The sequence below is a fragment of the Pedobacter glucosidilyticus genome (genome assembly GCF_002483235.1).
Lineage (GTDB): Bacteria > Bacteroidota > Bacteroidia > Sphingobacteriales > Sphingobacteriaceae > Pseudopedobacter > Pseudopedobacter glucosidilyticum_B.
The window spans coordinates 1-15,028 of the sequence record NZ_DLHN01000024.1 but is presented as its reverse complement, the minus strand read 5'-3'; the positions used below and the strand labels follow the sequence as shown (position 1 = coordinate 15,028).

At 33.4% G+C, this 15,028-nt stretch carries 12 protein-coding genes; 9 read left to right on the top strand and 3 right to left on the bottom strand.

The window, feature by feature from the left end; genetic code table 11:
- Positions 1 to 51 precede the first annotated feature (51 nt).
- Both B2745_RS09445 and B2745_RS09440 read right to left on the bottom strand, forming a co-directional pair.
- The gene (locus tag B2745_RS09445; protein WP_304065755.1) at positions 52 to 1,596 is read right to left on the bottom strand and encodes an alpha-L-fucosidase; all 1,545 of its coding nucleotides are present in this window, start codon (positions 1,594 to 1,596) and stop codon (positions 52 to 54) included.
- Between the two features lie 459 nt (positions 1,597 to 2,055).
- Positions 2,056 to 3,252, bottom strand: a complete 1,197-nt coding sequence (locus B2745_RS09440; protein ID WP_304065752.1) for a pyridoxal phosphate-dependent aminotransferase — start codon at positions 3,250 to 3,252, stop codon at positions 2,056 to 2,058.
- Between the two features lie 84 nt (positions 3,253 to 3,336).
- On the opposite strand from B2745_RS09440, the gene B2745_RS09435 reads away from it, so the two are divergent.
- From B2745_RS09435 to B2745_RS09400, 8 genes are all read left to right on the top strand, one after another.
- A complete protein-coding gene (locus B2745_RS09435) occupies positions 3,337 to 4,314 on the top strand; it encodes a cation diffusion facilitator family transporter (protein WP_026903682.1) in 978 nt (325 codons plus the stop codon).
- Between the two features lie 11 nt (positions 4,315 to 4,325).
- Positions 4,326 to 4,769 carry an NUDIX domain-containing protein gene (locus B2745_RS09430; RefSeq protein WP_304065750.1) on the top strand — a complete coding sequence of 148 codons (444 nt, stop codon included), beginning with the start codon at positions 4,326 to 4,328 and terminating at the stop codon, positions 4,767 to 4,769.
- Positions 4,766 to 6,034 carry an adenosylmethionine--8-amino-7-oxononanoate transaminase gene (bioA, locus tag B2745_RS09425; protein WP_304065747.1) on the top strand — a complete coding sequence of 423 codons (1,269 nt, stop codon included), beginning with the start codon at positions 4,766 to 4,768 and terminating at the stop codon, positions 6,032 to 6,034. The genes B2745_RS09430 and bioA overlap by 4 nt, the downstream gene beginning before the upstream one ends.
- Positions 6,035 to 6,038: 4 nt before the next feature.
- A complete protein-coding gene (locus B2745_RS09420; protein ID WP_304065744.1) occupies positions 6,039 to 6,650 on the top strand; it encodes a hypothetical protein in 612 nt (203 codons plus the stop codon).
- Positions 6,651 to 6,902: 252 nt separating this feature from the next.
- Positions 6,903 to 7,355 (top strand): hypothetical protein, encoded by a 453-nt coding sequence (locus B2745_RS09415; RefSeq protein ID WP_304065741.1) that lies wholly within the window; start codon positions 6,903 to 6,905, stop codon positions 7,353 to 7,355.
- 3 nt (positions 7,356 to 7,358) lie between these two features.
- A complete protein-coding gene (locus B2745_RS09410) occupies positions 7,359 to 7,766 on the top strand; it encodes a DUF2721 domain-containing protein (RefSeq protein ID WP_304065738.1) in 408 nt (135 codons plus the stop codon).
- 62 nt (positions 7,767 to 7,828) lie between these two features.
- Positions 7,829 to 10,150: a TonB-dependent receptor gene (locus tag B2745_RS09405; protein WP_304065735.1), complete on the top strand. Its 2,322-nt coding sequence runs from the start codon at positions 7,829 to 7,831 to the stop codon at positions 10,148 to 10,150.
- Positions 10,151 to 10,154: 4 nt separating this feature from the next.
- Positions 10,155 to 10,943 (top strand): DUF4249 domain-containing protein, encoded by a 789-nt coding sequence (locus tag B2745_RS09400; protein ID WP_304065732.1) that lies wholly within the window; start codon positions 10,155 to 10,157, stop codon positions 10,941 to 10,943.
- Positions 10,944 to 11,049: 106 nt separating this feature from the next.
- Here B2745_RS09400 and B2745_RS09395 read toward each other — a convergent pair whose 3' ends face one another.
- The gene (locus B2745_RS09395; protein ID WP_304065729.1) at positions 11,050 to 11,940 is read right to left on the bottom strand and encodes a polysaccharide deacetylase family protein; all 891 of its coding nucleotides are present in this window, start codon (positions 11,938 to 11,940) and stop codon (positions 11,050 to 11,052) included.
- A gap of 226 nt (positions 11,941 to 12,166) precedes the next feature.
- Between B2745_RS09395 and mutS the strand changes: the two genes are divergently transcribed.
- A complete protein-coding gene (gene mutS, locus B2745_RS09390) occupies positions 12,167 to 14,746 on the top strand; it encodes a DNA mismatch repair protein MutS (RefSeq protein ID WP_414691929.1) in 2,580 nt (859 codons plus the stop codon).
- The last annotated feature ends 282 nt before the right edge of the window (positions 14,747 to 15,028 follow it).

The window sequence follows — 15,028 nt, the reverse complement described above, 5'->3', positions numbered from 1 at the left end:
CAATAAGACATAAAAAAGCCCGAAATTTCACCAATTTCGGGCTTTTTGAACTTAGTTTTTAAACTGTATTTTATAAGTGGTAACCTGCCAGTTTGGAAGTTTCGTTGGTTTCTGGATAACCAACTTACCATTTTCTTGTTTCCAATTTAGTTTTTCTTTGCTTCCCAATAACTCTATAGAAGCAATGTCCTTGGTATTATATTTTGTGTTTTTACCTAATGCTTGAATGCTAATCTCATTTTGAGGATTTTTCATGCAGAAAGCATATAATGTTTCGCCTTTGGTAGTGAATCTGATATCGGTAGATTCAAAAGAGCGCTCATCGCTAACACCACCAAATTTACCTTCAGGTTTATTAGAACTGGTTGATGGTCCTTCGCCATAAATTTTCCAAGGTCTAGATCCATAAATAGCTTCTCCATTTACTGGTGTCCAAGCGGCAATTTCCTCTAATATATTTAAAACATCAGGTTCTAAATCTCCTTCAGGTGTTTGTACTACGTTAATCAGTAAGTTTCCGTTTTTACTTACAATATCAACTAACATTTGCAAAATTTGTGTTCCACTACGGTATTTTTGACCAGTGCGGTAAAACCAATCTCCAATAGAAGTATCGGTTTGCCATGGGAACGGACTGATAGAATCCATCACACCACGTTCTATATCTTGCACCCAACGTCCCTCAGATGGTCTTCTTTTACTATTATAAACGGCTTCTAATTTTCCGTTATTTTTAGCTATATCTTGATTGTAAAAATGCGCTAGCATTTCATGCCCTGTTTTACCAAAAGGCAACTCACTATCAGAATATAATAAATCTGGTTGGTAGAGGTCTATCAATTCTTTAACGCTTTTTAACCAATGAGCATGATTTTTTGGGTCGGTAGTTAACCATGCTTTTTCATCAGATTTAGCATAATATAAATCTTCATACTGTGGGTCGTTGCCATCATAAGGAACTCCAGCTAAAGGACCAGTTTTATCGGCACCTTTATTCGTTTGAAACCAGTTATAACTAGCACCTAAATGTTCTGAAACGCCAAACTTTAAACCTTCTTTTTTAGCCGCTTGTTGCCAAAGACTAACAACATCTTTTTTAGGGCCTATGTTTACCGAGTTCCATCTATGGATTTTAGAATTCCATAAAAAGAAATTGTCATGATGCACCGCCATACTAACAAAATATCTAGCTCCAACTCTTTTAAATAGAGCCATTAATTCATTCGGATTCCATCTCTCTGCTTTCCATAGAGGAAGTAAATCTTTATAACCAAATTTTGATGGATGACCGTAGGTTTTTACATGATAAAGGTAAGCAGGATGCGGTTTACCAGTATATTCATTCTTTTTTCTGTCATAATAATCACTTTGATACATATCGCGGGCGTACCAATCTCCTTGTCTGGGTACAGCCTGCGGCCCCCAATGAGACCAAATACCAAATTTTGCATCTCTAAACCAGTCGGGATATTGATATTGTTTAAAAGATTCAAGATTGGCTTCAAATTTTTGCGCTTTTAAATCGTTAGCGAACGATACCAAGAAGAGCAGCAAAGCTAACACTCCTGTAATTTTACAGTTTAATCTGGTCATCATAACTTATATATTATCTTTTTAAAATTGGTTTTTAGGAATTTTAAATGTAGCTATTTTTTTTAAAATCAACTAAAAAATAAATTTTATAAAGTGTTGTAAATGAATATTTAACAAAAATTGAAATCGATTTTTTTTATTTTATTACTTTACAGCGTAAATTAATAACCTGCCAAAAATGTGTTTTAAGAACATGGCTGAGTAATTTATAGCTTAACCATATCAAAGATTATAAAGTATGGTTGAGACTTCGATAGAGGATACAGAAAACATTATGTAATTTCAAAATTATAAAAACCAAGAATTCGTAATGATTAAAGAAAATAAGTATAACAGTTTTGATCTGTAAATCAACATACTAGTGATGAATAAACATTAATCTTTAGCTTTTCTCGTTTCATATAGCGCAAAAAAAAGAGGGTAACAAAATTACCCTCTCCTTAAATATGAAATTTTTCTTATTTACTTCAATTTTGCTAAAGCAGCTGTAATTTTGCTACAAGCTTCTTTTAGTTCTTCTTCAGATGCCGCGTAAGAAATACGAATACAATCAGGATTACCAAAAGCTTCGCCAGTTACAGTTGATACATGTGCTTCGTTTAAGATATAAATACAAAGGTCATCAGCATTGCTTATAACTTCACCTTCTGCTGTTTTCTTGCCAAAGAAAGAAGAAACATCAGGGAAGAAATAGAAGGCACCTTCTGGTAAGTTTACCTTAACACCTGGTATTTGAGAAAGTAAACCAAAAACTAAATCGCGTCTTGTTAAGAAGGCATCACGCATTTGGTGTACAGTTTCTAAACCGCCTAATAAAGCCGCTAAACCTGCTTTTTGCGTGATAGAACAAGTTCCAGAAGTGGTTTGGCCTTGTAATTTATCTGTAGCAGCAGCAATTTCTTTACTAGCAGCTAAGTAACCTAATCTCCAACCTGTCATAGCGAAGCCTTTAGAGAAACCGTTTACAACAATTACTCTTTCTTTTACAGAAGGAAATTCTGCTATAGAAGCGTGGCCACCAACAAAGTTGATGTGCTCATAAATTTCGTCAGAAAGGATATAAACCTGAGGGTGTTTTTCAAAAACTTTAACTAAACCTGCTAACTCTTCTTTGCTGTAAACACTACCCGTAGGGTTACAAGGCGAAGAGAACATGAATAATTTTGTTTTTGGCGTAATAGCAGCTTCTAGTTGCTCTGGCGTAATTTTATAGTTGTTTTCTACCGTAGCATTAATGAAAACCGATTCGCCTTCTGCTAATTTCACCATTTCAGAGTAGCTTACCCAATATGGAGTAGGAATAATAACCTCTTCACCCGGGTTAATTAAGCATAATAATGCATTAGCTAGCGCTTGTTTAGCACCTGTAGAAACTACGATTTGCTCTGGTGCAAAATCAAGGTTATTTTCTCTTTTTAATTTGTCTGATATAGCTTTTCTTAAATCAGGATAACCTGAAACAGGAGAGTAATACGTAAAGTTTTTTTCCATTGCATCTACAGCAGCATCTTTAATATACTGTGGCGTATGGAAATCTGGCTCACCAAAACTTAAGTTAATAACCTTAACGCCTTTGGCAGCAAGTTCGCGGCCTAATTTGGCCATTTTAATAGTCTGTGACTCTGTTAAATTCTGAATTCTGGTTGATAAAATTGTCATGATTTAAGCTTTGGGCGCAAATATAGGAATAGTTTTTTCTTTAGGGCAATAGCAAATTGTCTAAGTTTGTAAAAAATCATCAAGGTGAAGTCAAAAAAGCAACTCATATTTCTATCGCTTGCCATTGGCCTTTTGTTAATGCTGGTAAAATTCACCGCTTATTTTATCACACAGTCTAATGCCATTTTAACTGATGCCGCAGAAAGCATTGTGAATGTTATCGCAAGTGCATTTGCTTTTTATAGTATTTACTTATCCTCGCAACCAAAAGACCAAAATCACCCTTATGGACATGGCAAGGTCGAGTTTTTTTCTGCTTTTGTAGAAGGTGTTTTAATCATTATAGCAGGTATCATCATCTTTTTTAAAAGTATTTACAACGCTTTTTATCCTCAAGAAATTAAAGATTTGTTTGATGGTTCTTTGTTGATAGGGCTTACCGGTTTAGTTAACGGGCTTCTTGGTTTTTATTTAGTTAACCGCGGAAAGGTCTTAAACTCTTTAACCTTGCATGCTGATGGTAAACATCTTATAACCGATGCTGTTAGCAGCTTTGGGCTGATGATAGGTTTGTTAGTGATGGCTTTTACAGGCTTAAACTGGTTAGATAGCCTTATTTCTATAGGTTTAGCTTTGTACATCATTTCAAATGGTTATAAATTAATGCGACTTTCTGTAGGTGGTTTAATGGATGAATCTGATGTAAATGTTGTTGAAAATGTGATCAAACAGCTTTCTAAAAATAGACGAACAGCTTGGATAGATGTTCATAACCTACGCATACAACGCTATGGCGATGCTATACATATAGATTGCCATGTTACTTTACCTTATTATTTTGATTTGAATAAGGTACATGCCGAGATTACTGATATCGATAAAATTATCAATGAAAATGTAGCCAACACCGAGCTTTTTATCCATACAGATCCCTGTGTTTTCCAATGTTGCCATTATTGTAACGTAGCAAATTGCCCGGTAAGACAAGAACCTAAAACCAAAGAAATAGCCTGGGATATTGATAATGTCACCAAAAACCACAAACATTTTGAAGTAATTTAAGTCATACTGATATGAATAAGTTTAATGTGAGGGTTTATGGTTTGTTAATAAATCAAGAGCAAAAGGTTTTAATTACTGATGAACAGCTAGGCGACTTTAAATTCACCAAATTCCCAGGTGGCGGTTTAGAAAAAGGAGAAGGTCTTATTGATGCCCTCAAAAGAGAATTTATAGAAGAGTGCAATTTAGAAATAGAAGTTCTTGCACATTATTATACTACTGATTTTTTTGTTCAATCTTTATTTTCTGATGAACAATTGATAGCCGTTTATTATTTGGTGAAACCTAAAAGCAACTTCAACATACCTTTAGTATCAACAGCTTTTGATTTTGATGAGCAAAATTCTTGTAAACAATGTTTCCGACTGGTAGATTTGAAAACTTTATCAACCGAAGATTTAACCTTTCCGGTTGATAAACACGTACTCAAATTAATGAAGGAGCAGTTTATATGATAGATTTAGTTGCAGAAGACCAAAAGAATATATGGCATCCTTATACCCAAATGAAAAATGCTTTACCACCCATCCCAATTGTGAGGGGAGAAGGTGCGCATCTCTTTAAAGAAAACGGCGAAAAGCTTATAGATGCAGTTTCATCTTGGTGGGTAAATATTCATGGGCATAGCCATCCTTACATTGCAAACGAAGTTTTTAAGCAGTTAAATACGCTAGAACATGTGATTTTTGCTGGTTTTACACATCCAAAAGCTGTAGAACTTTCTACTAAATTACTCAGTATTTTACCGTCTAATCAGGCTAAAGTTTTTTTCTCAGACAATGGCTCAACGGCTGTTGAAGTTGCCATTAAAATGTGTTTACAATTTTGGTTTAACCAAGATGTAAAGCGTAAAAAAGTTTTGGCTTTCGCCGATGCTTATCATGGTGATACTTTTGGTGCGATGGCCGTAAGTGGCAGAAGTGCTTTTACCCGCCCTTTTGATACTTTACTTTTTGATGTTGAGTTTATTGAATTACCCACAAAACACAATTTACAAAATCTAAAATCTAAAATCTCCAGTCTCAAATCTGAATTGGCTTGTTTTATTTTTGAGCCTTTGGTTTTAGGTGCCGGAGGAATGTTGATGTATGAAGCTCAGCATTTGGATGAACTTATTGCTCATTGTAAAAAAGAACAAGTTTTAACCATTGCTGATGAAGTGATGACAGGTTTCGGACGTACAGGCAAATACTTCGCAACAGACCATTTGCAGCATAAAGCAGATTTAATGTGCTTTTCTAAAGGTATAACCGGCGGTACCATGCCTTTGGGTTTAACAACATGTACTTTAGATATTTACAATGCTTTTTTGTCTGATGATAAACTGAAAACGCTATTCCACGGACATTCCTTTACTGCAAATCCTGTGGCTTGTGCTGCGGCTTGTGCCAGTTTTGATATTTTGACTCAGCCAGAGACAATGGCTAATATCAATAGGGTAGCACAAAATCATCAAAAGTTTAAAGATAAAATCCAACATCATCCCAAACTTAAAGAGGTTAGACAAACAGGTACTATCATCGCTTTAGAATGGTTAAATGATTCTAAAACATCTTATTTTAATAATCTGAGAGATAAATTGTATCATTTCTTTTTAGATAAAGGTATCATTTTGCGGCCTTTAGGAAATATCCTTTATATTTTACCTCCTTATTGCATAAGTGATGATGACCTGCATTATATTTACCAACAAATTGAATTAGCGTTAGAAGAATTTTAGAGATATGGCTTTACAAAAAATATTAAATAAAGTAGTAGCAAACCCTACAACACATGCTAAATGGTTAAATACGCTTTCTTTCATGGAAAATGCCGGAGCTAGAAAAATATCGGCTTCAGAAGATAAGAAAAACGTTAGTTTAATTATTTTAAAACATGCTGCGGAAGAACACAGACACGCTTATTATCTTAAAAAACAAATAGATAAAATTGCTACAGATCTTTGTCCAAATTATCACGACCAATATTTATTAGCTCCAGTAGCAAGTAAATATTATTTAGGCTTATTGGATGTTAAAGTTTGTAAATACCTAAAAGATACTTTAAACCTAAAAGGGCAAGATTTAAAGTTTGCAGCTTATTTACTGGTAACTTACGCTATTGAAGTAAGGGCCGATGAAATTTATCCGATTTACCAAAACGAGTTGAGCGCTGCTGGAAGCAAAGTAAACGTAAAGTCTATTATTGCAGAAGAAGAAGGGCACTTAGAAGAAATGCTAGCACAATTAAAAACTTTCTCTACAGATTGGGAAGTTCACGCCAAAAAAGCAGTAGAAATAGAACAAGAGTTATTTAATAATTGGGTCAACCAACTAAACTTGGAGTTAGCAAGTTAATCATAACAAAGTTTTAAATAGATATTAAGTTTTCATAGTCTTTAACAAATCCAAAGGCTATGAAAATTTCTAACTACCCAACCATCTAACAAACCAACCACCTAACCATCTAACAAACCAACAACCTAACCACCTAACAAACTAACCATCTAACAAACTAACCACCTAACCACCTAGATAAAACAAAAGATTTCATACGAGTGATAATTTTAAATTAATTTTTATTCACCTTTATGGCCTCTAAACTATATCATGGAAGCCACAAAAGAAGAAGTATTTAATGCTTGTATAGCTTTATTAAACTTAAAAATTAATGATATTAAAAGCAGTATAGAAAGCGTTAAAGAATCATCAAAAAACGACACCAAGAGCAGCATGGGCGATAAATATGAAACCAGCAGAGAAATGTTGCAACAAGAAATTAACCGTTTAGAGAAGCAATTGGCAGATGCAAATCAGCAGTTGTTTACACTCAAAAATATTGCTGTAAATAAAAAATCAGATAAAATTACATCTGGCAGTTATGTTAAAACCTCTATGGGTAATTTTTTTATCGCCGTAGCATTAGGAGAATTAAATATCAATAACTCAAAAATATTTGTTATTTCTCCAGTAGCTCCGCTAGGTAAAAATCTTCAAGCTAAAAAAATGAATGATACCTTTGTGATGAATAACAAAGAGATTAAAATCTTAAACGTTTATTAAAACATGGAGTTTACCTTAACTACACCAGCACTGTTGTTTTCTGCTATTTCATTGCTTTTATTAGCTTATACCAATAGATTTTTAGCTTTGGCTAGTTTAGTAAGAAGTATGAAAACTATTTATTTAGAAAACAAAAGCGAGAATTTATTAGCTCAGCTTGTAAATCTTAGAAAACGCATTTTTCTCATTCGTAATATGCAAGGTTTTGGTATTTTAAGCTTTTTCTTTTGCGTTTTGTGTATGTTCCTTATTTATTACAACCTAACGGTTTTAGCGCAATATGTTTTTGGTTTAAGTTTATTTCTACTCATGATTTCTTTGTTTTTGTCTTTCAGAGAGATACAAATCTCTGCAAATGCGCTAAAACTAGAACTTATGGATTTAGAAAACATCAATAACAAGCAGAAATAAATTTTTCTTAAAACTGTATGCCTTTTTTTTAGTTATCAATGAAAATTATTTGCCCCTTAAATATGTATTTTAAAAATATTGCATTTACCATACTCTTATTATTTTTCGCCATTTCTGCTTCTGCACAGAAAATATATAGCTTAAATGGTGTTATTACTGATACTCAAACTGGAGAAACCCTAATAGGAGCAAGTGTTAAATTAAGCGGTGTTAAACAGGCAGGTACCACAACCAATGCTTACGGTTATTTCTCTATTTCTTTGCCACAAGGTACTTATGATTTAGCTATTACTTATGTAGGTTATAAAGCTATCATCAAAAAAATAGATTTAAACGCCAATCTAAAACTCGATTTTAGTTTAGAACCAGCAGCGCAACTAGAAGAAATTGTTGTAAGCTCAGTAAAAAGAAATGATAATGTAACCAACCCACAAATGGGAGTAGAAAAACTAGATGTTAAAGACATCAAAAGTATCCCTGTTTTGTTTGGCGAAAGAGATATCTTAAAAACGTTACAACTATTACCTGGGATTAAGCCTGCTGGCGATGGGAATTCTGGCTTTTATGTTCGTGGTGGTGCTATTGATCAAAATTTAATTCTGTTAGATGAGGCACCTGTTTACAATGCTTCGCACCTTTTAGGTTTTTTTTCAACTTTTAATTCTGATGCTATTAAGGATGTTACTGTTTATAAAGGAGGTATGCCAGCACAGTATGGCGGAAGATTATCCTCTGTTTTAGACATCAGGATGAATGATGGTAATAAAAATAACTTCACCGCAGAAGGTGGAATTGGCTTAATTTCATCACGTTTAAAAGTAGAAGGTCCTATCCAAAAAGAAAAAAGTTCTTTTATGATTAGCGGAAGAAGAACCTATGCTGATGCTTTTTTAGCTTTCGCACCTGATACATCTCTAAGAGGTAATACCTTATTCTTTTACGATTTAAACGCCAAAACCAATTTTAAACTTAATGATAAAAATACCCTTTACTTATCTGGTTATTTTGGTAGAGATAAATTAGGTTTAAACCAAGCTTTTGGTTTTGATTGGGGAAATACTACAGCTACACTACGTTGGAGCCATATTTTTTCTAACAGATTGTTCTCTAATACCTCTCTCATTTATTCTAATTATGATTATGTTATCGAAAATCAATTAGAAGGTAATGATTTTAAAGTAAGCTCTATCATCAGAGATTTTAACCTCAAGCAAGATTTTCAATACTCACTTAATAATCACGATATCCGCTTTGGGATCAATGCCATTCATCATACGATAGAACCAGGAAGAATAACGGCTACTCAAAATTCAAGCGTAAACCCAGCCACGGTAGAAAACAGAAGAGGAATAGAAACTGCCATTTATGTTTCCGACGAATGGAAAGCATCAGATAATTTTAATTTAGCCTATGGTTTAAGGTTGAGTTCTTTTGCTTTACTTGGTGCAGGTAATTTTAAAGAATATGATAGAGATGGAAATGAAGTGAGCTCTACATTTTTTAGTGCAGGAGAGGTTGTGCAATCATACCTCAATCTAGAACCTCGTGTTTCTGCAAGTTATCAGTTTAACGAAACTAAATCTGTTAAAGGTTCTTATACCAGAAATACACAGAATTTGCATCTCATGTCTAACTCAACGGCAACTTCTCCAACAGATATTTATATTTTAAGTAGTAACAACACCAGACCAGAAATTGCCGATCAAGTTGCTTTAGGATATTTCAGTAATTTTAAAGATAATACTTACGAGTTCTCCGCTGAGGTTTATTATAAATGGATGCAAAACCAAATCGAGTATAGGAATGGTACCGATTTAAGAGGAAATCAAAACGTAGAAGCAGATTTATTATATGGAGATGGTAGAGCTTATGGTATAGAGCTTTTCCTGAAAAAGCGATTTGGAGATTTTAACGGTTGGATAGGTTATACTTTATCAAAAACAGAAAGACAATTTGATCAAATCAATAACGGAAAATGGTTTAACGCATTTCAAGACCGTACTCATGATATTTCTTTGGTAGGTATTTATAAAGCAAGTAAACGTTGGACACTTTCCTCAACTTTTGTTTACAACACAGGTAACGCCATAACAGTTCCAGAAGGCAAATATCAATTAGGGGGTACAACCGTATTTTATTATTCAGAACGAAATGCGTACAGAGCGCCAGATTATCACCGATTGGATTTTTCTGCAACTTTAGAAGGTAAGCCGGGTAAAAAATATCAATCTAGCTGGTCTTTTGGTATTTATAATGTATACAACAGGAAGAATGTTTTCTCATTAAGTTATGAAGAAAACCCAAATAATCCAGCTCAAACCCAAATAGTTAAAACCGCATTATTTGGTATTATCCCATCTGTAACCTGGAATTTTAAATTTTAAAATCATGAGAAACAATATATTCATCTTAGGTTTTGTAAGCATATTAGCATTTACTTCTTGTGAAGAAGTTATTGAAATAGAGACAAATGAGCAAGAACCAGCTGTAGTTATAGAAGCCGCAATAACGGATAGAACAGAGCGGCAAACCATAAATTTATCGCAAACAGTACCTTTTAATCTGTCATTTCAAACAGTACCATTAAGAAATGCAACAGTTACAGTAACAGAAACAGGTGGTCCAACTTTAACCTTTACAGAAGATCAACCAGGTGTTTACCGCTCTACAACCTTCAGGGGAAGCTATGGTAAAACTTATAATTTAAGAGTAACAGTAAATGGTAATACTTATACGGCAAGTTCAAAAATGCCAAATAAAGTCCCTTTAGATTCTTTGTCTGTTTCAGAAGTTACTTTTTTTGGAGAAACCAGAAAATATGTTAAAGTACATTACCAAGACCCAGCCCAAGAAACAAATGCTTATAATTATGTCATCAGTATAAACGGCAAAAAAATCAATAGTTTTTATGTTGATAATGATAGGTTTAATAATGGTAATTATATTAACAATACCATCTTTACTGATGATCCTGAGATTGTTTCAGGCGATGAAATTATGATTGATTTTCAAAACATTACGCCAGAAATATATCGATACTTTTTTGCTATCACACAGATAGGAGGCAATGGAGGTCCGCCAGTAGCACCATCAAATCCAGACACTAATCTAAGTAACGGAGCTTTAGGTTATTTCAGTACCCATACTTCAGATAAAAGAGTGTTTAGGGTAAGATAAAAATATGAAAACCATAAAAAAGCAGCGTTTTATCAATAAAACGCTGCTTTTTAACTTTTAACTTTTGAATTTTAACTTTTTACTTTTGAATTTTAACTTTCTACTTTCAATTCCTCTTTTCAGAAAAAGAATTTACCATACTGTTATGTAAAGTTTTAGCACTCCAAAAACCACTAGCAATTATTCTTCTTATGGTATACAAAGGGTCTTGTTCATCTCTAGAAGTTGATAAAATAAATGCCGCTTTCATACCTCTTTTCTTTAATTCAGGAATAGCTTCTTTATTCCATAAACCAAAAGGATAAGCAAAATAGGTAATCTCTTTTCCAGTTATTTCTTTCAAAGTTTTAGTTGGTTTTTCAATTTGCGTAACCCAATCTTCACCTTGGTATTTTTTAACATTCTGATGGTCATAAGTATGGCTACCAATAGTATTACCTTCATCAGCCAATTGTTTAATTTGAGCCTTATCCATATATTTCACCTTACCACGTTTGCCAATAGCAACCGTCATAATAAAATAAACACCTTTAAATCCATATTTATCCAATGTTTTCTTTCCAACTTCAAACTGGTCTAAATCAGTATCATCAAAAGTTATCATTACTGGTTTTTTAGGCAAAGCATCACCATAAACCAAATAATTGTACAGTTGTTCGGGTAAAATACTGGTATAGCCACTATCAGCTAACATTTTAATATGTTCTTTAAAAGTAGCTACCGGCGTTATATAATCTCTTGCAGATTGAGAATCAGTTGCTTTCCAGTCTCTAATTTGGTGATAACACAAGATAGGAACTTGCTTTCTTGCTAAAATGGTTTTTGCATCAGCGGGTTTACGCTCTTTCTTTGCCGGTTCTGTATCCACTGTTTCATTAATTACAGAGGTTTGCTCAGTAGCAGAAGAATCTGTAGATAAACCCTTCGGAGTTGTAGAGTTACAGTTTGAAAACAAAGTAGCCGCTAAAAGTCCAATCAGACCTAGTTTTATATTCATAATATGATGATTTTTTTTACGAAAGTAAATCATTTTACAACTAAATATCAATCAATAGTATTTTTAAATTTTAAACATTTGTGCTTCCTACATAATAAGACTATATTTTACTTTCCACTTTTTATAAATTTTCAACATATATTAAAGGCACAACATACTTTTATAACTTAGCAAATTGATAAAAGCTAGCAAATTGGCAACAAAAAGTATAAAAGAAACTCCTTTAATGACTCAATACAACCAGATAAAGGCAAAATATCCGGGTGCATTATTGTTATTTAGAGTAGGAGATTTTTATGAAACCTTCGGAGAAGATGCAGTAAAAGCAGCTCAAATACTGGGTATTGTACTCACCAAAAGAGCAAATGGCTCTGCTTCACACATAGAATTAGCTGGTTTTCCACATCACTCCATAGAAACTTATCTACCTAAATTGGTAAGGGCTGGTCAGCGTGTAGCTATTTGCGATCAACTAGAAGATCCTAAATCCGTAAAAGGAATTGTTAAAAGAGGTGTAACAGAGCTTATCACCCCTGGAGTAGCTTATAGTGATAATATCGTTCAGCAGAAATCTAATAACTTTTTAGCCACTCTTCATTTTGATAAGCAAACTATAGGTGTCGCATTTTTAGATATTTCTACTGGCGAGTTTTTAACAGCGCAAGGTAATGCAGAATATATAGATAAACTTTTACAAGGATATAAACCAAATGAAATCATCTTTGCAAAAAGTAAACAAAAAGAATTTAAAGAGCTCTTTGGCGATAGGTATTATACCTACGCACTTGATGAATGGGCTTTTACTTTAGATTATACTCAAGAAACATTACTAAAGCATTTTGAAGTTAAATCGCTTAAAGGTTTTGGTATAGAAAAGCTCAATTTCGGTATTATAGCAGCAGGTGTCTGTTTACATTATTTGAATGAAACAGAGCATAGGCAGCTTCAACATATTACCAACATTTCTAGAATAGAGGAAGACCGGTATATGTGGTTAGATAGATTTACAGTAAGAAACCTTGAGCTTATAGGTTCATCTAATGATAATGCACAAACTTTAATAGATGTCTTAGATCAAACCTCATGTGCTATGGGGGCTCGCATGCTAAAAAACTGGGTAGTCATGCCACTCAAAAACAAAAAACCTATTGAAGAAAGGCTTAACGTAGTTCAATATTTTTATGATAACCCTGAACTTAGAGAAAAATTACAAACTTTTATCCGTCAAATCGGCGATTTAGAAAGACTAATTTCTAAAATAGGTTTACAAAAAGCCAACCCAAGAGAAATTGTTCAGCTTAAAAGAGCTTTAACAGCAATTCAAGAAGTTAAAAATATTTGTGAACAAACCCCTCAAGAGTCTGTTAAAAGAATAGCCGAACAAATAAATACATGTTCTTCAATCAAAGAAAAAATAGAAAGAGAACTTCAAGAAGATCCTCCTGTTCTTATTTCAAAAGGTAAAGTCATGGCCGACGGCTTAAATGAAGAACTAGATAAACTACGTAAAATATCTTATGGAGGTAAAGATTATCTATTACAATTACAAAAGAAAGAAGCAGAAATAACGGGAATATCATCACTTAAAATAGCTTTTAATAATGTTTTTGGATATTATTTAGAGGTTAGCAATACACATAAAGACAAAGTCCCGCAAGAATGGATTAGAAAACAAACACTAGTAAACGCAGAAAGATACATTACCCCCGAGCTAAAAGAATATGAAGATCAAATTCTGGGTGCAGAAGAAAAAATACATGTTCTAGAAACGCAACTTTTTAATGAACTTCTAGTCACAGTTACAGAATATATTAAACCTATACAGTTAAATGCGCACCTAATAGCTCAATTAGATGTATTACTTTGTTTTGCTACAATTTCCCAGAAATATTATTATAACCGCCCTGTAATCAATGACTCTAAAATCTTAGACATTAAAGGAGGCAGACATCCCGTTATAGAAAATAAGTTACCTCTAGGAGAAGAGTATATTACCAATAACGTCTACCTAGATGATGAAACTCAGCAAATCATTATCATAACAGGACCCAACATGTCCGGTAAATCAGCATTATTAAGACAAACGGGTATTATTGTACTTATGGCACAAATGGGATGCTTTGTCCCTGCTAAAGAAGCTTCCATTGGTATAGTAGATAAAATATTTACCAGAGTAGGCGCTTCAGATAACTTATCTTCTGGCGAGTCTACTTTTATGGTAGAAATGAATGAAACTGCCAGTATTTTAAATAATTTATCCGATAGAAGCCTTATTCTTTTAGATGAAATAGGTCGCGGTACATCTACTTATGATGGTATTTCTATCGCCTGGGCAATTGCAGAATATTTACATAATCATCCTTCTTGTAAAGCAAAAACACTTTTCGCTACGCATTATCACGAGTTAAACGAGTTAACTAATTCTTTTAACCGAGTAAAAAACTATAATGTAACTGTCAAAGAAGTAGGTAATAAAGTCATTTTTTTAAGGAAGCTTGTTCCAGGTGGAAGCGAGCATAGTTTTGGTATTCATGTAGCTAAAATGGCAGGTATGCCCCCAAAAGTTTTAAACAGGGCTAATGAAATTTTAAAAAGATTAGAAAACGAACGTACAGGAGGCGAGCATATAAAAGCCAGTATTATGAAAATGCAGAAACAAGCTGTACAACTACAAATGTTTGCTTTAGAAGATCCAGTGCTTATCAAAATAAGAGATGTACTTAATAATCTAGACGTCAATACACTTACCCCAGTTGAAGCTTTAATGAAACTTGATGAAATTCAGCGTGTTCTGAAAAATTCATGATTTTTTCACTTTTTTATTTGCATACTCCAATAAAATACCACACCTTTGCATCCGCTTTCGCGATGAAGGTGATACTTTGAAAACTGTTACGCTTATACTTTAAACCGGTTTTTTCGTGTTAAATGTTAAGAAAGAATGTTGATAAGTTTTAATGAAATCAATTTGCAGATTGAAAAAATATTTTCACCTTTGCAATCCCAAACAAATAGTGTTTAAGGAAAATTTAAAAGGTAGTAAATAGATTAATTTTTACAACTAAAATTATTTTCAAAAACATTTTGG

Bases quoted from the DNA above. Each gene is read 5' to 3' on its own strand.
- B2745_RS09445 (WP_304065755.1), bottom strand. From the start codon at position 1,596: ATGATGACCAGATTAAACTGTAAAATTACAGGAGTGTTAGCTTTGCTG.
- B2745_RS09440 (WP_304065752.1), bottom strand. From the start codon at position 3,252: ATGACAATTTTATCAACCAGAATTCAGAATTTAACAGAGTCACAGACT.
- B2745_RS09430 (WP_304065750.1), top strand. From the start codon at position 4,326: ATGAATAAGTTTAATGTGAGGGTTTATGGTTTGTTAATAAATCAAGAG.
- bioA (WP_304065747.1), top strand. From the start codon at position 4,766: ATGATAGATTTAGTTGCAGAAGACCAAAAGAATATATGGCATCCTTAT.
- B2745_RS09420 (WP_304065744.1), top strand. From the start codon at position 6,039: ATGGCTTTACAAAAAATATTAAATAAAGTAGTAGCAAACCCTACAACA.
- B2745_RS09415 (WP_304065741.1), top strand. From the start codon at position 6,903: ATGGAAGCCACAAAAGAAGAAGTATTTAATGCTTGTATAGCTTTATTA.
- B2745_RS09410 (WP_304065738.1), top strand. From the start codon at position 7,359: ATGGAGTTTACCTTAACTACACCAGCACTGTTGTTTTCTGCTATTTCA.
- B2745_RS09405 (WP_304065735.1), top strand. From the start codon at position 7,829: ATGTATTTTAAAAATATTGCATTTACCATACTCTTATTATTTTTCGCC.
- B2745_RS09400 (WP_304065732.1), top strand. From the start codon at position 10,155: ATGAGAAACAATATATTCATCTTAGGTTTTGTAAGCATATTAGCATTT.
- B2745_RS09395 (WP_304065729.1), bottom strand. From the start codon at position 11,940: ATGAATATAAAACTAGGTCTGATTGGACTTTTAGCGGCTACTTTGTTT.
- mutS (WP_414691929.1), top strand. From the start codon at position 12,167: ATGACTCAATACAACCAGATAAAGGCAAAATATCCGGGTGCATTATTG.